The sequence below is a fragment of the Pseudomonas guariconensis genome (assembly GCF_900102675.1).
Classification (GTDB): Bacteria; Pseudomonadota; Gammaproteobacteria; order Pseudomonadales; family Pseudomonadaceae; genus Aquipseudomonas; species Aquipseudomonas guariconensis.
Window position 1 is genome coordinate 110,407 of the sequence record NZ_FMYX01000001.1, and the last position, 25,265, is coordinate 135,671.

General features: G+C 62.3%; 19 protein-coding genes. 12 read left to right on the top strand and 7 right to left on the bottom strand.

Features of this window, described 5'->3' with window-relative positions; genetic code table 11:
• Positions 1-18 precede the first annotated feature (18 nt).
• From BLS27_RS00505 to BLS27_RS00525, 5 genes are read left to right on the top strand one after another with little or no spacing between them, the layout of a single operon-like run.
• The gene (locus BLS27_RS00505; protein ID WP_090342279.1) at positions 19-3,474 is read left to right on the top strand and encodes a response regulator; all 3,456 of its coding nucleotides are present in this window, start codon (positions 19-21) and stop codon (positions 3,472-3,474) included.
• Complete coding sequence (locus BLS27_RS00510; protein WP_043215065.1) at positions 3,471-4,292, top strand: CheR family methyltransferase; 822 nt, start codon at positions 3,471-3,473, stop codon at positions 4,290-4,292. The genes BLS27_RS00505 and BLS27_RS00510 overlap by 4 nt, the downstream gene beginning before the upstream one ends.
• On the top strand, positions 4,289-4,864 hold the full coding sequence (locus tag BLS27_RS00515; RefSeq protein WP_043215061.1) for a chemotaxis protein CheB: 576 nt from the start codon (positions 4,289-4,291) through the stop codon (positions 4,862-4,864). Before BLS27_RS00510 ends, BLS27_RS00515 begins: the two co-directional genes overlap by 4 nt.
• Positions 4,858-6,084 (top strand): hybrid sensor histidine kinase/response regulator, encoded by a 1,227-nt coding sequence (locus tag BLS27_RS00520; protein ID WP_090342283.1) that lies wholly within the window; start codon positions 4,858-4,860, stop codon positions 6,082-6,084. Before BLS27_RS00515 ends, BLS27_RS00520 begins: the two co-directional genes overlap by 7 nt.
• Before the next feature lie 44 nt (positions 6,085-6,128).
• Positions 6,129-6,506, top strand: a complete 378-nt coding sequence (locus tag BLS27_RS00525) for a response regulator (RefSeq protein ID WP_043215057.1) — start codon at positions 6,129-6,131, stop codon at positions 6,504-6,506.
• Positions 6,507-7,381: 875 nt separating this feature from the next.
• Here the strand turns inward: BLS27_RS00525 and xthA are convergent.
• Entirely contained in the window at positions 7,382-8,194 is an 813-nt protein-coding gene (gene xthA / locus BLS27_RS00530) for an exodeoxyribonuclease III (protein WP_043215524.1), read from the bottom strand.
• A gap of 162 nt (positions 8,195-8,356) precedes the next feature.
• On the opposite strand from xthA, the gene BLS27_RS00535 reads away from it, so the two are divergent.
• Genes BLS27_RS00535 through BLS27_RS00545 form a run of 3 tightly spaced genes read left to right on the top strand, consistent with a single transcriptional unit; the run spans position 8,357 to position 14,473 of the window.
• Entirely contained in the window at positions 8,357-9,007 is a 651-nt protein-coding gene (locus BLS27_RS00535; RefSeq protein WP_070574573.1) for a GNAT family N-acetyltransferase, read from the top strand.
• A gap of 52 nt (positions 9,008-9,059) precedes the next feature.
• The gene (locus tag BLS27_RS00540; RefSeq protein WP_090342285.1) at positions 9,060-10,802 is read left to right on the top strand and encodes an autotransporter assembly complex protein TamA; all 1,743 of its coding nucleotides are present in this window, start codon (positions 9,060-9,062) and stop codon (positions 10,800-10,802) included.
• A complete protein-coding gene (locus BLS27_RS00545) occupies positions 10,799-14,473 on the top strand; it encodes a translocation/assembly module TamB domain-containing protein (protein ID WP_232095237.1) in 3,675 nt (1,224 codons plus the stop codon). The genes BLS27_RS00540 and BLS27_RS00545 overlap by 4 nt, the downstream gene beginning before the upstream one ends.
• Positions 14,474-14,596: 123 nt before the next feature.
• Here the strand turns inward: BLS27_RS00545 and BLS27_RS00550 are convergent, their stop codons facing one another.
• On the bottom strand, positions 14,597-14,977 hold the full coding sequence (locus BLS27_RS00550; RefSeq protein WP_043215517.1) for a Mor transcription activator family protein: 381 nt from the start codon (positions 14,975-14,977) through the stop codon (positions 14,597-14,599).
• Between the two features lie 409 nt (positions 14,978-15,386).
• On the opposite strand from BLS27_RS00550, the gene BLS27_RS00555 reads away from it, so the two are divergent.
• Positions 15,387-15,581 carry a hypothetical protein gene (locus BLS27_RS00555; protein WP_043215515.1) on the top strand — a complete coding sequence of 65 codons (195 nt, stop codon included), beginning with the start codon at positions 15,387-15,389 and terminating at the stop codon, positions 15,579-15,581.
• Positions 15,582-15,617: 36 nt separating this feature from the next.
• On the opposite strand, the gene BLS27_RS00560 is transcribed toward BLS27_RS00555, so the two are convergent.
• On the bottom strand, positions 15,618-15,986 hold the full coding sequence (locus BLS27_RS00560) for a fe2+ zn2+ uptake regulation protein (protein WP_043215512.1): 369 nt from the start codon (positions 15,984-15,986) through the stop codon (positions 15,618-15,620).
• 198 nt (positions 15,987-16,184) lie between these two features.
• Between BLS27_RS00560 and pvdQ the strand changes: the two genes are divergently transcribed.
• Positions 16,185-18,500 carry a bifunctional acylase PvdQ gene (pvdQ, locus tag BLS27_RS00565; RefSeq protein ID WP_244155176.1) on the top strand — a complete coding sequence of 772 codons (2,316 nt, stop codon included), beginning with the start codon at positions 16,185-16,187 and terminating at the stop codon, positions 18,498-18,500.
• Positions 18,501-18,542: 42 nt separating this feature from the next.
• Here the strand turns inward: pvdQ and BLS27_RS00570 are convergent, their stop codons facing one another.
• Both BLS27_RS00570 and BLS27_RS00575 read right to left on the bottom strand, forming a co-directional pair.
• Entirely contained in the window at positions 18,543-19,265 is a 723-nt protein-coding gene (locus tag BLS27_RS00570) for a UDP-2,3-diacylglucosamine diphosphatase (protein ID WP_043215510.1), read from the bottom strand.
• Positions 19,262-19,762 (bottom strand): peptidylprolyl isomerase, encoded by a 501-nt coding sequence (locus BLS27_RS00575; RefSeq protein WP_043215507.1) that lies wholly within the window; start codon positions 19,760-19,762, stop codon positions 19,262-19,264. The genes BLS27_RS00570 and BLS27_RS00575 overlap by 4 nt, the downstream gene beginning before the upstream one ends.
• A gap of 236 nt (positions 19,763-19,998) precedes the next feature.
• On the opposite strand from BLS27_RS00575, the gene BLS27_RS00580 reads away from it, so the two are divergent.
• Both BLS27_RS00580 and cysS read left to right on the top strand, forming a co-directional pair.
• A complete protein-coding gene (locus tag BLS27_RS00580; protein ID WP_070574585.1) occupies positions 19,999-21,702 on the top strand; it encodes a glutamine--tRNA ligase/YqeY domain fusion protein in 1,704 nt (567 codons plus the stop codon).
• Between the two features lie 9 nt (positions 21,703-21,711).
• Entirely contained in the window at positions 21,712-23,094 is a 1,383-nt protein-coding gene (gene cysS / locus BLS27_RS00585; protein ID WP_043211339.1) for a cysteine--tRNA ligase, read from the top strand.
• A gap of 77 nt (positions 23,095-23,171) precedes the next feature.
• Here cysS and BLS27_RS00590 read toward each other — a convergent pair whose 3' ends face one another.
• Both BLS27_RS00590 and BLS27_RS00595 read right to left on the bottom strand, forming a co-directional pair.
• Positions 23,172-24,563, bottom strand: a complete 1,392-nt coding sequence (locus BLS27_RS00590; protein WP_043211337.1) for a sensor histidine kinase — start codon at positions 24,561-24,563, stop codon at positions 23,172-23,174.
• Complete coding sequence (locus tag BLS27_RS00595) at positions 24,541-25,221, bottom strand: response regulator transcription factor (RefSeq protein ID WP_043211335.1); 681 nt, start codon at positions 25,219-25,221, stop codon at positions 24,541-24,543. The genes BLS27_RS00590 and BLS27_RS00595 overlap by 23 nt, the downstream gene beginning before the upstream one ends.
• Between the last annotated feature and the right edge of the window lie 44 nt (positions 25,222-25,265).

Genomic DNA, 25,265 nt, shown 5'->3' on the forward strand with positions numbered 1-25,265 from the left:
TTACCCGGGCGTTTTCAGATGATTCAAGCAGCCTCGATGGATCAACAGAGCTTTCGCAAACTGTTGAGCCGCAACGTAGGGCTCCCCCTGGGGGTAGGCCTGCTGGGCGCCGTGGCTTTCGTCGCGGTGATCAACTACCTGCTCTCGGCCATGCAATGGGTCGAGCACACCGATCGGGTGATCGGCAATGCCAACGAAACCGTCAAACTGTCGATCGACATGGAAACGGGTATGCGCGGGTTCCTGATCACCGGGGACGAGCGCTTCCTCGACCCCTACGAAGTGGCCAAGCCTCGCATTTTCACGAGTCTGAAGGCCTTGCGAGCGATGGTGCAGGACAACCCGCAACAGACAGAGCGCATTGACCGCCTGGTGGCCCTGCAACAGGCCTGGAACGATTTCAGCAGCCAAATGATCGCCTCGCGGCGCAACCAGGGCGATTACCAGACTTCCATAGGCAATGGCCGCGGAAAGCGCTTGACCGATGAAATCCGCAAGGAGTTCGACGATTTCATTGTCACCGAGCAGCAACTGCGCATGGCGCGCAACGAGAAGGTCAACAGTGTCACGGTCTGGGCGATCACGGCCTTTGTGTTGTTCATCGTCACGCTCAGTGCCTTGCTGGCGTATCTTGGCCGTCGCGACCTGCTGCTGCTGTCGAACAGCTACGTGGACAACTTGCAGGCCCAGCGCCGCGCCACCGAGCGCCTGGAGCACCAGGCATGGCTGCGCAGCGGCCAGACCCAGCTCGCCGAACAGGTCCTGGGCCAACTGACCCTGGCGATGCTCGGCGACAATATCCTGCGCTTTTTCGCCAGTTACCTGGGCAGCGTGGTGGGGGCCTTCCATGTACGCGATGAACAAGGGCAACTGGTGCGTGTGGCCAGCTACGGCCTGGACACCGAACAGGCCCAAGGGCCATTGACCGCTGGTCAGGGGGGCCTGTTGGACGAGGCGGTCCGTCAACGGGCGCCGTTGCGCCTGGACAACCTGCCTGAGGACTACCTGCGGCTGAGCTCGAGCCTGGGCAGCGGTCTGCCACGCAGTGCCTTGCTGCTGCCGACCCACGACGATGGTCAGGTCAATGGCGTGTTGGAGCTGGGGTTCCTGCGGCCTTTGCAGGAGCGCGATGTGGAGCTGCTGCAGCAAGTGGCGGGCAGCCTGGGCATCAGCATAGAAAGCGCACGCTACCGACATCGCCTGCAGCAGGTACTGGCCGAGACGCAACAGCTCAACGAAGAGCTGCAAGTGCAGCAGGAAGAGCTCAAGACCGCCAACGAGGAGCTTGAGGAGCAGTCCCGCGTACTCAAGGAGTCCCAGGCGCATCTGGAGATTCAACAGGCGGAGCTTGAGCAGACCAACGAGCAGTTGGCCGAGCGCACCGATGCCCTGGGCCGCAAGAATGGCGAGCTCAATCAGGCGCAGTTGGAGCTGCAGGCCCGAGCCGAGGATTTACAGCGCACCAATCGTTACAAGTCCGAGTTTCTCGCCAACATGTCCCACGAACTGCGCACGCCGCTCAACAGCTCGTTGATCCTGGCCAAATTGCTGGCCGAGAACGCGCAGGGCAATTTGAGCAGCGAACAGGTCAAGTTCGCCGAATCCATCTATTCAGCGGGCAACGACTTGCTCAATCTGATCAACGATATTCTCGACATTGCCAAGGTCGAGGCGGGCAAGCTCGAAGTGCGGCCACAGGTCACCCAGGTCGATAGCCTGGCCGATGGCTTGCGCAGCTTGTTCCAGCCGCTTGCCCAGGACAAAGGCTTGGCGTTCGACGTACGACTTGAGCCGGGGGTACCGGCAACGCTGCTCACCGACCGTCAGCGCCTGGAGCAGATCCTGAAGAACCTGCTGTCCAACGCCATCAAGTTCACCGAGCACGGAAAGGTCAGCCTGACCATCGACCAGCAGCAGGACCGTAGTGTCGTCTTCACAGTCCGTGACACCGGCATCGGCATCGCGACCGACCAGCACCAGGCGATCTTCGACGCCTTCCATCAGGTCGATGGCACCAGTAACCGCCGTTACGGCGGCACCGGTCTGGGGCTGTCGATCTCTCGTGACCTGGCGCGGTTGCTGGGCGGGCAGATCAAGGTCGAGAGCGCGCCAGGGCAGGGCAGCGCGTTCAGTCTTGTCCTGCCCGAGCAGCTCGAAGCCGATGAGGTAGGACCCTCTGCGCCGCGGGTGAGCGCGCCGGCGCCGACGCCACCGGCAACGCTGCCTGCCGCGCCGCCACCTGCCAAGGCACCGGCTTTTGCCGATGACCGCGAGCAGGCGCCGTTCGCCAACCGCTGCATCCTGGTGGTGGAGGACGAGCCAAGTTTCGCCCGTATCCTCTATGACCTTGCCCATGAACTGGGGTACAGCTGCCTGGTGGCCCAAGGGGCCGACGAGGGTTACGCGTTGGCCGCCCAGTACACGCCGGATGCCATTTTGCTGGACATGCGCCTGCCCGATCATTCGGGGCTGACGGTGCTGCAACGGCTCAAGGAACAGGCCAGCACCCGGCACATCCCGGTGCATGTCATCTCGGTGGAGGATCGCATCGAGGCGGCCATGCACATGGGCGCGGTGGGTTATGCAGTCAAACCGGCCAGCCGTGAGGAACTCAAGGCGGTGTTCGGTCGCCTGGAAGCCAAACTCACCCAGAAGCTCAAGCACATCCTGCTGGTGGAGGACGATGATCTGCAGCGCGAGAGCATCGCCCGCCTGATCGGCGATGAGGATGTCGAGATCACTGCAGTGGCTCTGGCACAGGATGCCCTGGCGCTGCTTCGCGAAAACATCTACGACTGCATGATCATCGACCTCAAGCTGCCGGACATGCTTGGCAACGAGTTGCTCAAGCGCATGACGTCCGAGACGATCCGGTCCTTCCCGCCCGTGATCGTCTACACCGGGCGCAACCTCACCCGTGAGGAGGAGGCGGACCTGCTCAAGTACTCGCGCTCGATCATCATCAAAGGCGCACGCTCGCCTGAACGGCTGCTCGATGAGGTCACGCTGTTCCTGCACAAGGTCGAATCGCAGCTCTCCCATGAGCGCCAGCGCATGCTCAAGACCGCACGCAGTCGTGACAAAGTGTTCGAAGGGCGCAAGATCCTTTTGGTGGACGATGATGTGCGCAATATCTTCGCCTTGACCAGCGCCCTTGAGCATAAGGGCGCCATCGTCGAGATCGGTCGCAATGGGCATGAGGCCATCGAGCGTCTGGAGCAGCACCCGGACATCGACCTGGTGCTCATGGACGTGATGATGCCCGGGATGGACGGCTACGAGGCCACTCGGTTGATCCGCCAGCAAGCGCGCTGGCGCAAGTTGCCGATCATCGCCGTGACCGCCAAGGCCATGAAGGACGACCAGCAACGCTGCCTGCAGGCTGGCGCCAATGATTACCTGGCCAAACCGATCGAACTGGACCGATTGTTCTCACTGATCCGTGTATGGCTGCCGCAACTGGAGCGAATTTGAGTAACGAACGCAACACCGATATCGAGATCCGGCTGTTGATCGAGGCGATCTACCTCAAGTACAGCTACGATTTTCGCGATTATTCCGGCGCTTCGATCAAGCGCCGGATCCTGCACGCCGTGCGCCAGTTCGATTGCCGCACGGTATCGGCCTTGCAGGAGCGGGTCTTGCACGATCCGGCAGCATTCATGCAGTTGCTGCAGTTCCTGACGATTCCGGTCAGTGAGATGTTCCGCGATCCTGAGCACTTTCTGGCCGTGCGCAGGGAGGTGGTACCGCTGCTGCGCACCTGGCCGTCGCTCAAGGTCTGGATCGCCGGTTGCAGCACGGGTGAGGAGGTCTACTCGATGGCGATCCTGCTGCGCGAGGAGGGTTTGCTGGAGCGCACCATCCTCTATGCCACCGACATCAACCCCCATTCACTGGAAAAAGCCAAGCAGGGTATCTACCCCCTGAAGGCCATGCAGACCTACGCCGAGAACTACCGCAAGGCTGGAGGACGCCGGGACTTGTCCGAGTACTACACGGCCGCCTACGGCAACGCGATCATTGATAGCAGCCTGCGCGAGAACGTGACTTTCGCCGACCATAGCCTGGCCACCGACAGTGTGTTTTCCGAAACCCAATTGGTGTCGTGCCGCAATGTCCTGATCTATTTCAACAAGGCGCTGCAGGATCGCGCCTTGGGCCTGTTCCATGAGTCCTTGTGCCATCGTGGGTTCCTGGTACTCGGCAGCAAGGAGTCCTTGGATTTTTCCGCCTACAGCGAGCGCTTCGAAGCGCTCGTGCGGCCTGAACGGATCTATCGCAAGTCATGAGTGGCGTGGCGGCGGTGGTCATCGGTGCCTCGGCGGGCGGCGTTTCGGCGCTGTTGCAAGTATTAGGCGGGCTGCCCGAAGGTTTTGCCATTCCGGTGCTGTGCGTATTGCACCTGCCCGATGATCGCCATAGCCAGCTGGCCACGGTGTTGCAGCGACGCTTGCATCGACCGGTACATGAGGCCCGGGACAAAGAGCGCATCGTCGACGGGGTGATCTATGTGGCCGGACCCGGTTACCATTTGTCGATTGAACGCGACCTGACCCTGTCGTTGAGCCAGGAAGACCCGGTGCATTTCTCCCGCCCGGCAATCGATTTTCTGTTTCAGTCGGCGGCGGATGCCTATGGCGCCGGCCTGCTCGGCGTGCTGCTCACCGGTGCCAACGAAGACGGTGCCGAGGGTTTGCTTCAGATCAAAAACAGCGGGGGCCGGACCGTGATCCAGGACCCTCGCGACGCACAGGTCGCGCAGATGCCGGAGGCCGCGCTGGCCTTGCAGCAGCCCGACCATATTCTTTCCCTGAGTGGTATCGGGCATTTGCTCGCTACCCTGGAACCGCGCGCATGCTGAGCGATATCACCGCCAAACTGTTGATCGTTGACGATCTGACGGAAAACCTGTTGGCCCTCGAAGCCCTGATCCAGGGTGAGGACCGCGAAGTGCACCGGGCCCAGTCCGCCGAGCAGGCGCTGTCGTTGTTGCTCGAGCATGAATTCGCGCTGGCCATTCTCGATGTGCAGATGCCTGGCATGAACGGGTTCGAGCTGGCCGAACTGATGCGTGGCACCGAAAAGACCAAGAACATTCCGATCGTCTTCGTCAGTGCGGCCGGTCGCGAGATGAACTACGCGTTCAAAGGCTATGAAAGCGGCGCGGTGGACTTCATGCACAAGCCCCTGGACACCCTGGCGGTCAAGAGCAAGGTCTCGGTCTTCGTCGACCTGTTCCGCCAGCGCAAGGCGCTGGGGCGTCAGCTGGAGGCCCTGGAGCGCAGCCGCCAGGAGCAGGCGCAACTGCTGGCCGAGCTCGAAGTGGCGCGTGGCGAGCTGGAGCGCGCGGTGCGCATGCGCGACGACTTCATGTCGATCGTCTCCCATGAGGTGCGCACGCCGCTCAATGGCCTGATTCTGGAAACCCAACTGCGCAAGATGCATCTGGCCAAGGGCAATATTGCGGCGTTCAGTGAAGATCGCTTGCGGGCGATGGTCGAGCGTGACGAACGGCAGATCAACAGCCTGATCCGCTTGATCGAAGACATGCTCGATGTGGCCCGCATCCGTACCGGCAAGCTGTCGATCCGACCCAAGGCGTTCGACCTGGCGCAACTGGTGCGAGGGCTCGTGGAGAATTTCGCGGCACAGGCCGCGGCCCTGGAAACCCATCTCGAACTGGAGCGTTGCGAGGCGTTACCGGGAGAGTGGGACGAGTTCAGGATTGAGCAAGTGGTGGCCAATCTGTTGTCCAATGCCTTGCGTTACGGCGAACGGCGACCGGTGCGAGTGCGAGTGTTCGAGCACGACGCCATGGCCTGCGTGCAGGTGCAGGATCAAGGGATCGGCATCAGCGCGGCCAATCAGCAGCGTATTTTCCAGCAGTTCGAACGCGTCGCGACGCAGCAATCCAGCGCGGGCCTGGGGCTGGGGCTGTATATCTCCGAACAGATCGCCCAGGCCCATGGCGGACGCATTCATGTTGACAGCGAGGAAGGTAAAGGCGCGACGTTCAGCCTCTACCTGCCGCTGGCGGCACAACGTCGACAAAGCGACCAGACGCAGGCAACCTCTGCCTGAGGTGACGGTCTGATGGCCAAGTTATTGAATCCCAAGGCGAAGTCATGAGTGAAGATGCACAAGATGTCGTATTGGTCGTCGAGGATGAACCGGCGATTCGCATGATCCTGCGTGATTATCTGGCTGGGGAGGGGTATCACGTGCTGGTGGCCGAAGACGGTGAACAGGCCTTTGCCATCTTGGCGAGCAAGCCGCATCTGGATTTGATGGTGACGGATTTTCGTTTGCCGGGTGGGATTTCGGGGGTGGAGATCGCTGAGCCTGCGGTCAAGCTGAGGCCGGACTTGAAGGTGATTTTCATCAGTGGGTATCCGGCGGAGATCCGCGAGTGCCAGAGCCCGATTGCGCGGCGGGCGCCGATACTGGCCAAGCCGTTCGATCTGGATAGTTTGCGGGAGCAGATTCAGATTCTTTTGCAGTGAATCGTTGGTTTCTGTTGGTTTCTTGTTGGTGGGCTTATCCGATTGTTTTATCGACAGGTAGTCACCTTTCTGCCTTTACGGCGGGTCACTTTGGGTCTTGGCCAAAAGTAACCAAAAGCCGCGCGCCCTGCATCCGGCCCGGCGCTTCTCACCGGGTCCCCTCGCTGCGGTGTCTTGCGGGGCTACGCCAGCCTCCATCTCGCGACTTGGGCTACGCCGAAGGGCGCTACGCGCCTGCCCCTACAAACACCTCCACTCGGCCTGCTGATGGGGCGCAAGTTACGGGCGGCGCCTGGGCTGGCGTTGTTTCATTCAGTGGTTTTTGTGGTGAGCTTTTGGGCCTATTCGCGGGTAAATCGGGGCGCCGAACCGCCGCACACACAGGCTCACAGCTCTTGAGAACGGCGCTGTGCCTGTAGGAGCGGCGGTTCGGCGCTCCTACCCGCAAATAGGCCGGAACAAACAGCCAAACAATAAACTTGTTTGCCGTTGCCGTTGCCGTTGCCGTTGCCGTTGCTTTTGATGCGCGATAGTCCAGACACCACCCATCGCGACCTCAGAAGGCCGAGTGAAGGTGTCTGAAGGGGCAGGCGCGCAGCGCCCTTCGGCGGTAGCCGAAGACGCGAGATGGAGGCTGGCGTAGCCAGCCGGAGGCCGCGGAGCCCCGCAAGACACCGCAGCGAGGGGACCCCGGAGCGCAGCGCAGGGGCCGGATGTGGGAGCCAGCGGTTTTTGCCTACTTTTGCCCAAGAGCAAAAGTAGGTCGCCATAAAGGCGAAAAGCACCGGTGGCGCCACCACCAAACCCGGATATTCACACAGCCTGAAAGCCCAAGCCCAAGCCCAAGCCCAAGCCCAAGCCCAAGCCCAAGCCCCTCACCCCAACTCCAACCAAATAGGCGCATGATCCGAAGGCTTCTCCATTCCCCGCAACTCATAATCGACCCCAGCCGCCTTGAGCCGCGACACCAACCCCTGCGACGCCATGATCAAGTCGATGCGCAGCCCCCGCTTGGGCTCATCCTCGAACCCCCGGCTGCGATAGTCGAACCAACTGAACCGGTCATCCACCTCAGGATGCAAATGCCTGAAGCTGTCGACCAATCCCCAGCCCTTGAGCCGCTCCATCCATTCACGCTCCTCAGGCAGGAAACTGCATTTGCCCGTGCGCAGCCAGCGCTTGGCGTTGTCAGGCCCGATACCGATATCGCAGTCTTGGGGCGAAATGTTCATGTCGCCCATCACCAACAAAGGTTGCTCGCTGCTGAACTGGCTTTCGAGCAATGCCTGCAAGTCACCATAGAACCGTTGCTTGGCCGGAAACTTGGTGGGGTGATCTCGGCTTTCTCCCTGCGGGAAATAACCGTTCATGACAGTGATGGGGGTGCCCTGTGCATCGGCAAAGGTGCCCCAGATGAAACGCCGTTGCGCATCCTCCTCGTCGCTGGCAAAGCCTTTGAACAACGACAGAGGCTCCCGACGCGAGAGCAGGGCGACGCCGTAGTGGCCTTTCTGGCCGTGATAGTGCACGTGATAGCCCAGGGCCTGTACCTCGGCCAACGGGAACTGATCGTCGCTGACTTTGGTTTCCTGCAGGCCGATTACATCCGGCTGGTGCTTGTCGATCAGCGCCGCCAGTTGATGGGGGCGCGCGCGTAAACCATTGATGTTGAACGAGACGATCTTCATTGAAAGATAATCCTGATAAAAGCAGGGATGCTAGCTGACATCGGCGACCACCACCAGCATGGCACCCTATGGCCCTGGCTGCTAACGTGCCAAGGCAGCTGAAACGATACACTCAAGGCGTTTACCGGCCCGTCCAAGTCCGTTCCAGGAGGATCACCTGCAATGCCCGACGTCACTGCTGCCTCGGCCCGTGTCTGTCTGCTCGATGATGGATACCACCGCGAGGTGCGCTCGCTCCTTTATCACGCTTATCGTCACGATCCCACGCTCGCCTATGTCTTCGAGGCCCAGCGCCCAGGGTATGAGCGGCGTCTTCGAATGATGCTGCGTGAATGGGTGCGACAGCACTTCTACCTTCAACTGCCAGCCATCGGCTTGCTGGTGGACGATCGTTTGGTCGGTCTGGCGCTGATTGCACCTTCGCTGCGGCGCCTGGGGGTGACCGACAGTTGGGCCTGGCGTCTGCGCATGATCCTCGGCACAGGCATACGCTGCACCCGGCGCTACCTGGATTACCAAGCGGCGCTGTCCAGTGCCTTGCCGCCGGGCAGGGTGCATGTGCTGTCGCTGGTGGGCGTGCATCCTCGGTACCAGAGGCAACGTTATGGTGAACAATTGTTACAAGCTGTTCATGACTGGTGCAGCGAAGACCCGCAGAGCCAAGGCGTGGTGCTCAATACTGGAAATGCTCATTTTCTGGCGTTCTACCAGCGTGTGGGCTATCAGGAGGTGGGTGAAATTGCGGTAGGGCCGATCCGTGAGCGCGTTTTCATGCGTCCCAACCCGATGTCCGTGGAGACTGCGATTGGGTAAGACGTTCGACAAGCGGCACCCTGAACGGGTCGCCTCTGGTAGCATTCGCCCCATGACGTATTCAGGAAGACTAACCTGGGGCCTGATTTTTTGGGCCGCCAGTACCGCAGCATGGGCCCAGAGCGAATTGAAGGTGCAGGTAAAACCGGCCAACAAAGCGCTCAAGAGCAATATCGAAAACTACATTGGCAGCCTCGGCAACCGTGACGAAGAAGCCTTGCTACGCTTCAGTCGTGGTGCTCAGGAGCAGGCGCGCAAGGCCGCCCAGGCCCTGGGCTACTACCAGGCGCAGATCGACACCGAGGTCAAGCCACCGAGCGACAAGGACCATCCCCCGCAACTGATCATCAGCATCGAGCCCGGCGAGCCTGTGCACTTGCGCAACGTCACCGTGCGTATCGAAGGCCCGGCCAGCGAGCTCAGGGCATTTCGCATTCCCGACAGCAAGGCGTTGCGCCCAGGCGAGCCACTCAATCACGGGGTCTACGAAGACGCCAAGCGTCTGATCCAGAACCAGGCATCGCGTTATGGTTTCTTCAGCGGCCACTTCACCCGCCAGCGCCTGTCGGTCGACCCCCAGGCGGGCGTGGCCGATATCGAACTCATCTACCAAAGTGGTCCCCGCTACCGCATGGGGGCTGTCACGTTCGGCGGCGATACGCCCTTGGACAACGACCTGCTGCAGCGCATGGTCTCCTTCAAACCTGGCACACCCTATGATTCCGAGCTGATCGCCGAGCTCAACAACGACCTCCAATCGAGTGGCTATTTCGAAGGCGTACGCGTCGACGCGGCGCCGACCGCGGCGGTCAATGAGGAAATCCCGGTGGACGTTCACCTGCAAACCCGTAAGCCTCGTACCATGGGGCTGGGCCTGGGGTTCTCGACCGACGTCGGGCCACGCGGCAAGGCCAACTGGACCCGTCATTGGGTCAATGCCGAAGGGCACAGCTATGGCTGGGAAACCGAGCTGTCCGCGCCGCGGCAAAACGTCGGTCTGTGGTACGACGTGCCTCTGGACCCACCGCTGACCGACAAGCTGCGCTTTGCCGGCGGTTACCAAAACGAGGAGATCGCCGGAACCGACACCCTGAGTAAACTGCTGACCGTGGGCCCAGAGTGGCACAGCAAGCTGCCCAGCGGTTGGCAGCGGGTCGTCTCGCTCAAGTACCAGCGCGAAGAGTACCGCTTGGGTGATGATTCGGGGTTGAGCAACCTGTTGATGCCCGGGGTCAGTTTCTCCTACCTGCGTAGCGACAACCGCATCGATCCGCACAACGGCTACCGGCTGCAGTTCGACCTGCAAGGGGCAAAAGAAGGGCTGGTGTCCGACACCAACCTGCTGCACGGGAACGTGCTGCTCAAGGGCCTGACCACCCTCGGCCAGCGCCACCGCCTGCTTGGCCGTGTGCAGTTCGGCGGTAGCGCTACCAATGGCTACAAACAGAACATCCCGCCTTCGTTGCGCTTTTTCGCAGGTGGCGACCAGAGCGTGCGCGGCTACGACTACCAGAGCTTGTCTCCGAAAAACAGCGACGGCGACCGAATCGGCGGCCGCTACTTGGTGGCAGGCAGCGCCGAGTACCAGTACTCAGTCGCCGAAAAGTGGCGTGTGGCGACGTTCATCGACCAAGGCAATTCATTCAATACGCTGGAACTGCCCAGCCTCAAGACAGGCGTCGGCATCGGCGTACGCTGGGTTTCGCCGGTCGGGCCGTTGCGCCTGGACCTGGCCCGAGCGCTGGATGAGGACGGTGGTTTCCGCTTGCATTTCTCCATGGGGCCTGAGCTGTGACTCGTGTGTTCAAACCCATCCTTCTGATATTGCTGGCGTTGCTGCTGCTCATTGCCTTGGCCCTAGGCCTGCTGTTGGGCTCGGAGATGGGCAGCCGCTGGGCACTGGGGCGTGTGCCGGGGCTTGAGGTCAACGATTTCGAGGGACGCCTGGGCAGCAACTGGCAGGCCAGCCGACTGGTCTGGGCCGATGGCGACAACCGGATCGAAGTGCAGGCGCCACGGTTGACGTGGTCGCCAGCCTGCCTGTTGCGCGCCACACTGTGCGTGGACCGCCTGCAGGCCGAGCGTATCGACATGGCCTTTGCGCCTGCAGAGGCAGCGGCAGACAGCGGGCCATTGCAACTGCCCGCCTTGCGTCTGCCGATCGCCATCGAGCTGGGTGAGGTCAAAGTCGGGCAATTGCGCCTGGACGGCAACGACCTGCTGGGTGACCTGCAACTGGCTGCGCATTGGACTGTCGGCGGCCTGCGCATCGACACCTTGCAACTGCAACGGGATGACTTGCACCTGAACCTGCAGGGCGATCTTCAGCCTGAAGGCAATTGGCCGTTGCAAGTGGCCGGCACCGTGCAGTTACCCGCCGTGGACGGTAAGCCCTGGCAGCTGGCGCTGACAGCCAAGGGTGAATTGCAGAAGACCTTGACGCTCGAAGCCATCAGCAGTGGCTACCTCGATGCCCGCCTGAGCGGCGAGTTGCAGGCATTGGCTGAACACCTACCGGCTACCCTGAGCCTTCGCGCCGATGGCTTCAAGCCTTCGGCATCATTGCCTGACACCCTTCAACTAAACCAACTGCGTCTCGACGCCACGGGCGATCTGCTCAAGGGCTATCGCCTGGCAGGTTCCGCCAGCCTGCCTGCCGAACAAGGCCCCATTGGCCTGGTACTGGGCGGGCAGGTGGATGCCAAGGGCGCTCGCCTGGATGCGCTGGACCTCAACGCCAGCGAGACCCAACGGGTCAAGCTGCAGGCCAGCGCCGACTGGCAAAAAGGGCTTGAGGCCGACGCCCGCATCGACTGGCAGGATTTTCCTTGGTTGCGCCTCTATCCCTTGGAGGAGCCACCTCAGGTTACCCTCAAACGCTTCAATGCCCAGGTGCAATACCGAGACGGCAATTACAAAGGTGACTTCAAGGGTGACCTCGACGGCCCCGCCGGAGCGTTCAACGTGGCCAGCCCCTTCGAGGGCGACCTGAGCCAGGTGCGCTTGCCGCAGTTTGCCTTGACGGCCGGGCAGGGCAAGGCTGCCGGTAGTGTTGCCGTTCGATTCGCCGACACACTGGCCTGGGATGTGGATGTGCAACTGTCAGCGCTGGACCCTGCGTTCTGGCTGGCGGAGATGCCAGGCTCCCTGGGCGGGCCCCTGCGCAGCAAAGGCGAGCTGAAGAACGAGCACCTGCAGGTGCAGGCTCAGCTTGATCTCAAGGGGCGCTTGCGGGGGCAACCCGCCGTGCTCAAGGTGGAGGCCGACGGCGCGGACGAGCGCTGGACACTCGCAAGTCTTGCCGTGCAGTTGGGCGATAACCGCATCAATGGCAGTGGCAGCCTGCAACAGCGCTTGGCCGGTCGCATCGATCTCGATCTGCCACGCCTGGGCCAGCTCTGGCCGCACCTTCAAGGGCGGGTGAATGGCCGCCTGGATGTCGCCGGTACATTACAAGCGCCGCAAGGGACCTTGACCCTCCAAGGACAACAACTTGGCCAGGCGCAGAATCGGATCCAACGCCTGGACCTCGACGCCAAGCTAGACAGCGCGCAACGCGCCCTGGTTACCTTGAAAGCTGGCAATATCCGCCTGGACGAAACGGCCTTGGGCAATCTGGACATCAACGGCAAAGGGGATATCCGCCAGCAAGCAGTCACCCTCGCGCTCGACGGGCCGCAGCTCAAGCTGAATCTGGCATTGGACGGTCATCTGGCCAAGGGTGACTGGCGCGGCCGTCTGGCAGAGGGGCGTATCCAGGCCGGTGGCCAGGATTGGCGCTTGCAGGCTCCGGCAAAACTGCAGCGCCTGGCCAGCGGTCAGCTTGATCTGGGCACCCATTGCTGGCGCGCCGGGCAGGCGAGCCTGTGTGGCGAGGACCAGCGGTTGATGCCCGAGCCGCGGCTGCGCTATCACCTCAAGCAGTTCCCGCTGGACAGCCTGGCCCAGTGGTTGCCGAAGGATTTCGCCTGGCAGGGCCTGCTCAATGCAGACATCAACCTGGACATTCCAGACGCCGGGCCCAAGGGCAACATCCGCGTCGATGCCAGTGGCGGCACCCTGCGGGTTCGCGACCAGGACCGCTGGATCGACTTCCCGTACCAGGTGCTGCGTCTGGACAGTACCCTTGCTCCCCGTCGGGTCGACACCCGCCTGGATTTTCGCGGCGAGCGCCTGGGTGAGCTGAGCCTGAGCACCCGAATCGACCCGCTGGGCAAGAACAAGCCGCTGTCAGGGGATTTCCGCCTGACGGGCCTGGACTTGTCCGTGGCGCGTCCCTTCGTGCCGATGGTCGAGCGCCTCACCGGTCAGCTCAATGGCAGCGGTCGTTTTTCCGGCACCCTGTTGAGCCCGCAGGTCAACGGCAACCTGGCGCTCAGTGGTGGCGAAGTCAGTGGAGCGCAGTTGCCGGTCAGCCTCAAGAACCTTTCGCTGCAGGCGCTGATCGCCGGTGAGCAGGTACAGCTGAACGGCAATTGGCAAAGCGGCGAGGCCGGCCGTGGCCAATTGGAGGGCAACCTGACCTGGGGCCAGGCCCTGGCCATGGATTTGCGTTTGAGGGGCCAGCAATTGCCTGTCAACGTCGAGCCCTATGCGGCTCTTGAAGTTGCGCCAGACCTGACCATCCGGCTGGTCGATGACAAGCTGGCGGTCGCTGGCAAGGTGAAGGTGCCCAAGGGCAAGATCACTGTGCGCGAATTGCCGCCATCGACCGTCAAGGTTTCGGATGACACGGTGATCGTCGGCGATCAGACCGAAGAAGGTGCGCCGCCCATGGCGATCGCCATGGACGTCGATGTGGATGTGGGGCAGGACAAACTGTCGTTCAAAGGCTTTGGTCTGACGGCCAACCTGCTCGGGCATGTGCACATCGGCAACAACATGGATACTCGCGGTGAACTCAGCCTGGCCGACGGTCGCTACCGCAAATATGGCCAGAACTTGATCATCCGTCGGGCACGGCTGTTGTTCGCCGGTCCGATCGACCAGCCGTACCTGGATATCGAAGCGATCCGTCGGGTCGACGACGTCATCGCTGGCATTCGCCTCAGTGGCAATGCCGAGCAGCCGACCACGAAGGTGTTTTCCGAGCCTGCCATGAGCCAGGAACAGGCACTGTCCTACCTGGTACTGGGCCGCCCTCTGACTGCCACGGGCGAAGACAACAACATGCTGGCCCAGGCGGCCCTCGGGCTTGGCCTGCTGGGCGGGGAGGAATTGACAGGTGGCCTGGCCTCGAGTCTCGGCATCGAGGACTTCCAACTAGGCTCCGAAGGCTCGGGCAACAGCACCAGCGTGGTGGCCAGCGGTAACATCACCGAGCGGCTGAGCTTGCGCTACGGCGTCGGGGTGTTCGAGCCGGCCAATACCATCGCGTTGCGCTACAAACTGAGCAGAAGGGTTTTCCTGGAAGCGGCCAGCGGCTTGGCCAGTTCCTTGGATATCTTCTACAAGCGCGATTTTTGAACCCTTCACAGCTTTCAGCAAACGTGTCGAGTGCCTCATCCTTCAAGGGGTGGGGCGCTTTGCTTTTGAGAGGCGCTCAAACAGTTGGGCCTCGTGCTGCTGTGGCACTTAGGCCAGCAGGTCTCAGCTCGCGTGATCTTCCTGTCGGCGGATATTGCCGATCTGGCGCAAGCTCAAGCCGTACTTGTCCGCCAACAGACTGCGCGAAAGACCGTCAGCACTTTCCTGTTTGATTTGTAGGTTGCGCAGTTGGCGCATGAAGTGATCCGGCTTCGGAATTTCCAGGGCGACACCGGCAAAACGCTTGATCAGGCTTTGCAAGGCCTCTGGAGGCAATAGATCGGCAAGCTTGGTACGTTCCAGATGCTTGGGGATGTATTTAGGGCGCCCGCCATAAGCGCAAGTCAGTCGGTAGGCGTTTTCTATGCCGATGCATTCGATCAGCGATTGCAGGGAGTGAGGCAGTTGGGAAATATCGATGCGATTGAGGTCTGGCAGTTCCATTGGTGATTCCTCGGAGAAATAAGCAGGCGCAGGGCATGGTGGTCCATGTCGAAAGGCGGGCGGGCTTTGCCTCAATGGGCGAAGTCGTCGTCGGCCTGAGCTTGATTCTCCGGCAGCCACGAGTGGGGTCGCTAGGCGCCAAGCGGATCGGCGGGTGTAGCCTTCTGGCGTGAGGTTGTGCAGGCAGCGAGGGTCGAATACGTAGGATGTGGCGTCAACAAAGCCCTGAAGGCCTTGATGACTCGTATTTTCAGTTTGCATTGCGCATCGGAGGGTCAGCCTACCTTCACCCCATGATGCAAGTGCCGGGGAAGGGCTAGATGCAAAAGCGCCGCCTATGGGGGGGACGTTGTATCATGGCCTCGGCTCGTCGCGAGCCATATGTCCCTGATGTCGCAAGGAACCTTCGATGACACATGTGCAACGCTTGAAATACTCGATCCTGATCATCCTGGTGGTGCTGGGCATCATGCTGGGCCTGTCCTATCTGCAAAAGCAGGGGACCATTACCGAGCAGACCTTCCAGTACATCGCCATCGCCATCGCCGTAGTCGTGGTGGTGATCAACGCAATCCTGCGTCGCAAGGTCGGGCCCAAGCCTTGAAGCAGGCGGGCCGGCCAAGCGCGGCCGGCCATGGGGTCAACGGGCGGTGGCTTGCTCCAGCACGGCCCGGGCCTCGGGGTTGAGGCTGTAGCACTTGTCGTTGCCCAGGCTGATCACGCCTTCGGCGCACAGCCGCTTGAGCACCTCGCGCACGCTGAGAAACGACAGTGGGATGTCCAGCTGTTCCAACTGCGCATGGACGCCGCGCACCCCGATGCTGCGCCCGTCGCGATCGGCGGCGTGCAGGGCATCGATGACTTTGAGGCGGATCAGGCTGGTACGCAGGCCAAAGGTTCGCAGCAATTCGCGGATCTGCTCGTTACCGGCACGCACCTCGGCGCCCGCGACCGCTCTGGTCGTGGCCAGGCGAGGGCCGCTCTGCAACGCAGGTTGTGGGTCGTACATGTGAATGCTCCTTTTCGTGGGCTGTCCCGAAATCATGAGTGCCTCACTTAATAGGACGAATGAGATGGGCAAAACTGCAGCCCTTGGCGAAAAAAATCGCTGCTTTGTGTTGAAGACGTCGCGCTGGGTTGTCTTGCGTAAAATTTTCACCGGGCTGTTCGTCTGATCGGGATGACCCTTCCAATCCCAGGAGTGCCCGTGTCCATACTCCCGCGTCACCTGACCCACCTTGGGCTGGCAGCCGTTCTGCTCAGCTCAGGCCTTGCCGCGCAAGCCCTTGAAGCCACTGGCAAGGCATCGGCGCAGATCCGCCGGACCACTTTTGGCGTCCCGCATATCCTGGCCAAGGACGAACGAAGCCTGGGGTATGGCATCGGTTATGCCTATGCCCAAGACAACCTTTGCCTGCTGGCCAACGAAGTGCTGACCGTCAATGGTGAGCGCGCGCGCTACTTCGGTGCCCGGGGCAAGACGATCGAGCAGCGTGAGAACCTCGACAGCGATACGTTCTTCGCCTGGCTCAATACCGACTCGGTGGTCAACGCCTTCCTCCAGGCCCAGCCAGACCTGGTGCGTCAGCGGCTGGAGGGGTATGCCGCGGGCTACAACCGCGCCCTTGCCGAGCGCAAGGGCCAGGGGCTGCCGGTTGAATGCGGCAGTGGCGACTGGCTGCGGCCGATCACCAGCCTGGACCTGGCCAAGCTCACCCGCCGGTTGTTGGCAGAGGGGGGCATCGGTCAATTCGTCGAGGCGCTGGTGGCGGCCTCACCGCCGCAAGCGGCCGAGCGAGGGGAGGGGCGGGACTTCAGCGCCGCCTTGGCGCGCCAGGCGCAGTTCGCCTCGGCCCGAGGCAGCAATGCGGTAGCGGTCGGCGCCGAGCGTTCGTCCACCGGCGGCGGCCTGTTGCTGGCCAATCCACACTTCCCATGGGAGGGAGGCATGCGTTTTTATCAGATGCAGCTGACCATCCCGGGGCAGTTGGATGTCATGGGCGCCGCATTGCCGGGATTGCCATTGATCAATATCGGCTTCAACCGCCACCTGGCCTGGACCCATACCGTCGATACGTCCAAGCACTTCACCTTGTACCGCCTGCAACTCGACCCGAAGGACCCCACTCGCTATCTGCTCGATGGCAAGTCCGTGCCACTGACCCGCAAGACCTTGAGCGTGACGGTCAAGGGTGAGGATGGCCAACTGCAGCGAGTCCAGCGACACGTCTATACCTCGAGCTTCGGTCCGGTGGTGCAGTGGCCTGGCCGGCTGGACTGGGACCGGCAACACGCCTATAGCCTGCGCGATGCGAACCTGGAGAACACCCGGGTGTTGCAGCAGTGGGATGCGATCAACCGTGCCGACAGCCTGGACCGCCTCAAACAGGCGGTGGGGCAGATCCAAGGCGTTCCATGGGTCAACACCCTGGCTGTCGATGCCGGGGGGCGTGCAGCGTATCTGAATCAGTCGGTGGTGCCTTATGTGGACCAGGCGTTGCTGGCGCGCTGCGGCGATCCGGCAGCAACCGAGCCACTGGTGGTGCTGGATGGCTCGCGCAGCATGTGCCAATGGAAGACCGATGCGCAAGCGGCTCAACCCGGCATCTTCCCGGCGCGGCTACTGCCAAGCCTGGAGCGCCGCGACTTCGTGCAGAACTCCAACGACCCGGCCTGGCTTGCCAACCCTGCGCAACCCTTGACTGGTTACTCACCGTTGGTCAGCCGCGAAGGTCAGCCGCTGGGCCTGCGCAGCCGCTTTGCCCTGCAGCGCCTGCAAGGGCCCGGCAAACTCGGGATGGCCGAGCTGCAACGCATGGTGCTGGATGATGAGGTGTATGCCGCTAATCTCGTGCTCCCGGACCTGCTGGCCTGGTGCCAGGTGGCGCCATCCGATGTGCAAGCGGTGTGCGCAAGTCTGGGCGCCTGGAATGGCAAGGCCGACCTGGACAGCGGCGTGGGCCTTCTGCACTTTGCCAACATCGTCGAGGCGATGGCAGAGCATCCTGAAAGCTGGCGTGTAGCCTTCGATCCGGTCGATCCGCAGCATACACCGCGCGGCTTGGCGGTGGAGCAAGCGTCGGTGAGCAAGCGTGTACATGAAGCAGCGCTGGCTTCGTTGGCACGGTTGGATGAGGCGGGTGTGAGTGTCGATCGCCAATGGGGACAGATTCAGCAGTCCGCCGATGGCACACCTGTGCCGGGTGGGCCTCAGGAGCTTGGGGTGTACAACGCGATGTACAGTGTCCCTGCGGGAGCGGGTAAACAGCAGGTCGTCAGTGGCACCAGCTATCTGCAGCTGGTCAGCTTCACCCGGCAGGGGCCGCAGGCGCTTGGGTTGCTGGCGTTTTCACAGTCAAGCGAGGCCGCATCGCCCTATGCCAGTGACCAGACCCGTGCGTTCTCTGCCAAGCGCTTGGCACCGATACCGTTCACCGAGGCGCAGATCAAGGCTGATCCGCAGTATCGCCAGTATGTGATCAGCGAGGGGGACCAGGCTGTGGTGGCCGGCGCAGGTCATTGAGTCAAGAAGGGGCGCTTGGCGCCCCATCACGACGGCCCCGAATCAAGGAAAGTCGAACGGGGCCAGCTGGAAGCCCTGGTCATCGACCTGCAAGGCCCAGCCACGGCGGTCCCAGTCACCCAGCACGATGCGTCGAGCCGGCTGCCCTTCGACCACCAGCTTGTGAAGCGCTGGCCGGTGGGTATGGCCATGCACCAGGGTGCGCACGCCATGGGCTGCCATCACCTTGGGAACTTCCTCGGGTGTGACGTCGACGATCTCGGTGGACTTCATGCGTGTCTGCGACCGGCTTTCGCTGCGCAGCTTACGCGCCAGCTTCTGCCGAGTGGACAGCGGCAGGTGACGCAGGATCCACAGGCTCAGCGGGTTGCGCAGGTAGCGACGCAGCTTCATGTAGGCCAGGTCGCGGGTGCACAGGGTGTCGCCATGCATCAACAACACCGGCTCGCCACCGAGTTGCACCACGCTGGGGTCAGCCAGCAGGGTACAGCCCGCCGCTTCGCAGAAGGCTTGGCCGATGAGGAAGTCGCGGTTGCCGTGCATCAGGTAGATCGCCGTGCCGCTGTCGCTTAGCCGACGCAGGGCCTGGCAGATCGACTGCTGGAAAGGCGTCATGGCATCGTCGCCGATCCAGGCTTCGAAGAAGTCGCCGAGGATGTACAGCGCCTTGGCATGCCGGGCACGGCCGTCGAGCAGATCAAGAAACGCCCGGGTTATGTCCGGGCGTTCTTCTTGCAGGTGCAGATCGGAGATCAGCAGAATCACTCAATGATCTCGGCTTTCTCGATGATCACGTCGTCCTTCGGCACGTCCTGATGGCCGGCCTTGGAACCGGTGGCGACGCCTTTGATCGCGTCGACCACGTCACGGCCTTCGATCACTTCGCCGAATACGGCGTAGCCCCAGCCTTGGACGTTCTTGCCGCTGTGGTTGAGGAAATCGTTATCGGCGACGTTGATGAAGAACTGCGCCGAGGCGGAGTGCGGTTCCATGGTGCGGGCCATGGCGATGCTGTACTTGGCGTTCTTCAGACCGTTGTCGGCTTCGTTCTGGATCGGGGAACGGGTTGGCTTTTGCTTCATGCCCGCTTCGAAACCACCACCCTGGATCATGAAGTTGTTGATCACGCGGTGGAACACGGTGCCGTTGTAGTGACCGTCCTTGACGTACTGAACGAAGTTTTCGACGGTTTTCGGTGCCTTTTCGCCGTCCAGTTGCAGGACGATGTCGCCGTGGTTGGTGCTCAGTTTGACTTTGGACATGCTGAATTCGCTCTTTGAAAGGCATTCGGAAAATGGGCTGCGCAGGGCGCGTACTGTCACCTGACGCAGGATCGGGCGACTGCGACACAAGGCGCGCGTCGGCCATTTTGCATGGCTTGCGACAAATCGCGCCAGTTTGTCGGTGCCCGGCTGTCAGCAGCTTGACTGCTTCGGCTATGATAGGCCCTTTGATTCAATCGGCCTACCCAGGCCGGATACCAGCATTCAAGGATCCTATGAGCAAGCCCACTGCCGAAAACGCGCCCAACGCCGCTGCCAAAGGCGCCCCCGCCGTCCCTGCAAACTTCCTGCGGCCGATCGTCCAGGCCGATCTGGACTCGGGCAAGCACAGCAGCATCGTCACCCGTTTCCCGCCGGAGCCCAACGGTTACCTGCACATCGGCCACGCCAAGTCGATTTGCGTGAACTTCGGGCTGGCCCAGGAGTTCGGGGGCGTCTGCCACCTGCGTTTCGACGACACCAACCCGGCCAAGGAAGACCAGGAGTACATCGACTCCATCCAGCGTGACGTCAAATGGCTGGGCTTCGAGTGGGCAGGCCCGGTGCGCTACGCTTCGGACTACTTCGATCAATTGCACGACTGGGCCGTGGAGCTGATCAAATCGGGCGATGCCTATGTCTGCGACCTCACCCCTGAGCAAGCCAAGGAATACCGCGGCAGCCTGACCGAGCCGGGCCGCAACAGCCCGTTCCGCGACCGCAGCGTCGAGGAAAACCTCGACCTGTTCGCGCGCATGAAGGCCGGCGAGTTCAAGGATGGCGAGCGTGTGCTGCGCGCCAAGATCGACATGGCGTCGCCTAACATGAACCTGCGCGACCCGATCCTGTACCGCATCCGTCATGCCCACCATCACCAGACCGGCGACAAGTGGTGCATCTACCCCAACTACGACTTCACCCACGGTCAATCGGACGCCATCGAGGGCATCACCCATTCGATCTGCACCCTGGAGTTCGAAAGCCACCGTCCGTTGTACGACTGGTTCCTGGACAAACTGCCGGTGCCGGCGCGCCCGCGCCAGTACGAGTTCAGCCGTCTGAACCTCAACTACACCATCACTTCCAAGCGCAAGCTCAAGCAACTGGTTGACGAAAAGCACGTCGATGCCTGGGACGACCCGCGCATGTCGACCCTGTCGGGCTTCCGCCGCCGCGGCTACACGCCGGCCTCGATCCGCAACTTCTGCGAGATGATCGGCACCAACCGCTCCGACGGCGTGGTCGACATGTCCATGCTCGAGTTCAGCATCCGTGACGACCTCGACCGCACCGCGCCGCGCGCCATGTGCGTGCTGCGTCCGCTGAAGGTGGTGATCACCAATTACCCGGAAGGCAAGGTCGAGCAACTCGAACTGCCGCGCCATCCGAAAGAAGACATGGGCGTGCGCGTGCTGCCGTTCTCCCGTGAGCTGTACATCGACCGTGACGACTTCATGGAAGAGCCGCCCAAAGGCTACAAGCGCCTGGAGCCTGCTGGCGAGGTGCGTCTGCGCGGCAGCTACGTGATCCGTGCCGACGAGGCCATCAAGGATGCCGACGGCAATATCGTCGAACTGCGCTGCTCGTATGATCCGGACACTCTGGGCAAGAACCCCGAGGGCCGTAAGGTCAAGGGCGTGATCCACTGGGTTCCGGCCGAAGGCAGCGTGGAGTGCGAGGTGCGCCTGTACGACCGCCTGTTCCGTTCGCCGAACCCGGAGAAGACCGAGGAGGGCGGCAGCTTCCTGGACAACATCAACCCGGATTCGCTGCAGGTGCTGACCGGCTGCCGCGCCGAGCCGTCGCTGGCCCAGGCCGCGCCTGAGGACCGCTTCCAGTTCGAGCGCGAAGGCTACTTCTGCGCCGACCTCAAGGACAGCCAGCCGGGCCGTCCGGTGTTCAACCGCACCGTCACCCTGCGTGACTCCTGGGGCAGCTAAGGAATCGCCGTGCTTACCATCTACAACACCCTGAGCAAGACCAAGGAAGCCTTCAAGCCCCTGGACGGCAACAAGGTGCGCATGTACGTGTGCGGCATGACCGTGTACGACTATTGCCACCTGGGCCACGGCCGCAGCATGGTCGCCTTCGACCTGATCACCCGTTGGCTGCGCAAGAGCGGCTACGAGCTGACCTATGTGCGCAACATCACCGACATCGACGACAAGATCATCAACCGCGCCAATGACAACGGCGAGCGCTTCGATGAGCTGACCGCGCGCATGATCGATGCCATGCACGAAGACGAGCGCCGTCTGAACATTCTGCCGCCGGATCAGGAGCCGCGCGCCACCGACCATATCCCCGGCATGCACGCAATGATCCAGACCCTGATCGACAAGGGTTATGCCTACGCACCGGGCAATGGCGACGTGTACTACCGGGTCGGCAAGTTCGTCGGCTACGGCAAGCTGTCGCGGCGCAAGATCGAAGACTTGCGCATCGGCGCGCGGATCGAAGTGGGCGAAGCCAAGCAGGACCCGCTGGACTTCGTCCTGTGGAAAGCCGCCAAGCCGGGCGAGCCGAGCTGGGAGTCGCCGTGGGGGCCGGGCCGTCCGGGCTGGCACATCGAGTGCTCGGTCATGTCCACCTGCTGCCTGGGCGAGAGCTTCGACATCCACGGCGGCGGCAGCGACCTGGAGTTCCCGCACCACGAGAACGAGATCGCCCAGAGCGAGGCGGCCACCGGCAAGCCTTACGCCAATGCCTGGATGCACTGCGGCATGATCCGTATCAACGGCGAGAAGATGTCCAAGTCGTTGAACAACTTCTTCACCATCCGTGATGTGCTCGACAAGTATCACCCTGAGGTGGTGCGCTACCTGCTGGTGGCCAGCCACTATCGCAGCGCCATTAACTACTCCGAGGACAGCCTGCGTGAGTCCAAGGGGGCCTTGGAGCGCTTCTACCACGCGCTGCGTGGTCTGCCGCGTGTCGAGGCCAAGGGAGGCGAGGAGTTCGTCGAGCGTTTCAGCGTGGCGATGAACGACGATTTCGGTACGCCGGAGGCCTGCGCCGTGCTGTTCGACCTGGTGCGCGAGATCAACCGCCTGCGTGACAGCGATCCTGAGGCCGCTGCCGGTCTTGCGGGTCGTCTGCGTGAGCTGGGAGATGTGCTGGGTGTACTGCAACTGGACGCCGATGACTTCCTGCGCGCCGGGGCTGAGGGCAAGGTCGACGCCGCTGAAGTGGAAGCGCTGATCCAGGCGCGCTTGCAGGCGCGTGCGGACAAGAACTGGGCCGAGTCCGACCGTATCCGTGACCAGCTGACCGCCATGGGCGTGGTCCTGGAAGACGGCAAGGGCGGTACCACCTGGCGCCTGGCTGACTGATCGATGCGTTGATTGGGGCTGCTTTTTGCAGCTTTTCGCGGGTCAACCCGCGAAGGGCCGCAAGGCGGCCCCAGTCGTTACTTGGCTGGCCCCGCCAACGGGCAATGCAGCGTCAGCTTCGCCCCGCCCAGCTCGCTGCTTCCCACCTCCAGCCGGAACCCATGCAGGTCGACGATCGCCGCGACGATCGACAGCCCCAGCCCGAACCCCGGGTGGCGATGGCCTTCCTCACTGCGATAGAAACGCTTCAACACTGCCGCGCGCTCTTGCTCCGGAATCCCCGGTCCACTGTCCTCGATGGCGATATACAGGCCGCTGGCATACTCACGCGCCTGGATCCGTACCTGTCCACCCTCCGGTGTGAACTTGATGCCGTTACCCACCAGATTGGCCAGCGCCTCGAACAGCAGTTCCCGGTCCCCGTGCAGCGCCGGCAACTGCGCGGGCTGCTCCAGGGTCAGGCGGATGCCACCATCTTCGGCCAGCGGCAGGTAGAAGTCGAAGAGCTCCAGCAGCAAGGCGTGGGGATCGAGTTCGACGAACCCGGCGCGGCGCTGACGGTCTTCCAGTTCGCTGATGCGCAACAGTCCGCGAAAGCGCGCCATCAGCGTGTCGGTCTCGGCAATTGCCTGCTCCAAGGCCTGGGCCTCGGGCGCGTTGTCACCGCCTTGCTGGCGGATCCGGTAAAGCTGCGCACGCAGGCGAGTGAGCGGCGTGCGCAGATCATGGGCGATGTTGTCACAAACACCCTTGACCTCGTGCATCAACCGTTCGATGCGGTCGAGCATGGCATTGACGATGGCCGCCAGCATGTCCAGCTCGTCACGCCGCGCCGAAAGCGGTAGGCGATGGGTGAGGTCACCTGCGACGATCAGCTCGGCCTGGGCCTGGATCGCCCTGATACGTTTGAGCGGTCGCCTGCGCAGCAGGTACCAACCGGCGAAACCGGGGATCAAGGTCAGGGATATGCCCCAGAGCAAGGCATGCAGGATGATCCGTGTAACCACGAACAGCGAGCCGTTGTCGCGGACCAGCACCAACCAGCGTCCATCCTTGATGCGGATCGCCACGGCGTCGCAGCTGTCGCGGGGCAGGTGTGGGTCGTCGGCATCCAGGCATCGCTTGAGTTCGTGGACTTCGCCATCGAGCCCGAGCTCCGGTGGGATGAAGCGCACACGCCCGCCAATGGGGTTGAGCTGGGCGTCGAACAGGCCGTAGGCGTCGAAACCGCGCTCTTCGAACGCCTGGCTTGCGATCAGCGCATCGTCGAGCTGCTTGCCACTCATGTGGGAGAACAGGTGCTGGCGTTGCAGCATGGAGTGGCGGGTGAGCTTGTTCAGGTAGCTTGAGACCTCGAAGTACAGCACCCCCATGAGGATGCTGCTCCAGGCCACGAACAGGAAGCTGTACAGCGCCAGCAGGCGGCTGGTGGAGGAGCTCCAGCCCTTAGACGGGTTCGGCAATGGCATAGCCGGAGCCCCGCACGGTACGGATGAGCGGGTTCTGGCCAGGCGGGTCGATCTTCTTGCGCAGGCGACCGATGTGCACGTCGATCAGGTTGGTGCCAGGGTCGAAGTGGTAGCCCCAGACTTCTTCGAAAATCATCATCCGGGTGATGACCTGGCCGGCATGGCGCATCAGGTATTCCAGCAGCTTGTATTCGGTGGGTAGCAGGTTGAGGGTCTGCTCGCCGCGGCGCGCTTCGTGGCTGATCAGGTCCAACTCGAGGTCGGCGACCTGCAGACGGGTCTGGGTCACCGGCACGCTGTTGCGGCGCAGCAGTACTTCGACCCGTGCGGCCATCTCGTCGGAGGCGAACGGCTTGGTCAGGTAGTCGTCGCCGCCGGCGCGCAAGCCGCGCACGCGCTCGTCGACATCGGAGAGGGCGCTGATCATCAGGATGGGGGTGGCGATCTTGAGGTTGCGCAGGGTGGTGACGATGGTCAACCCATCGACCTCGGGCAACATGCGATCCAAGGTGATCAGGTCGTAGCCTCCACCGATGGCCTTGGACAGGCCTTCACGGCCATTGTCGGCCCAGTCCACTTCCAGGCCATGGCTGGACAGTTCGGCGACGATCTCCTGGGCGGTGACGGCGTCGTCTTCGATGGTCAGTACGCGGGGCATGCTAGTACCTGGGCAGCGATTGGAGGCTTGATTGTGCCAAAGAA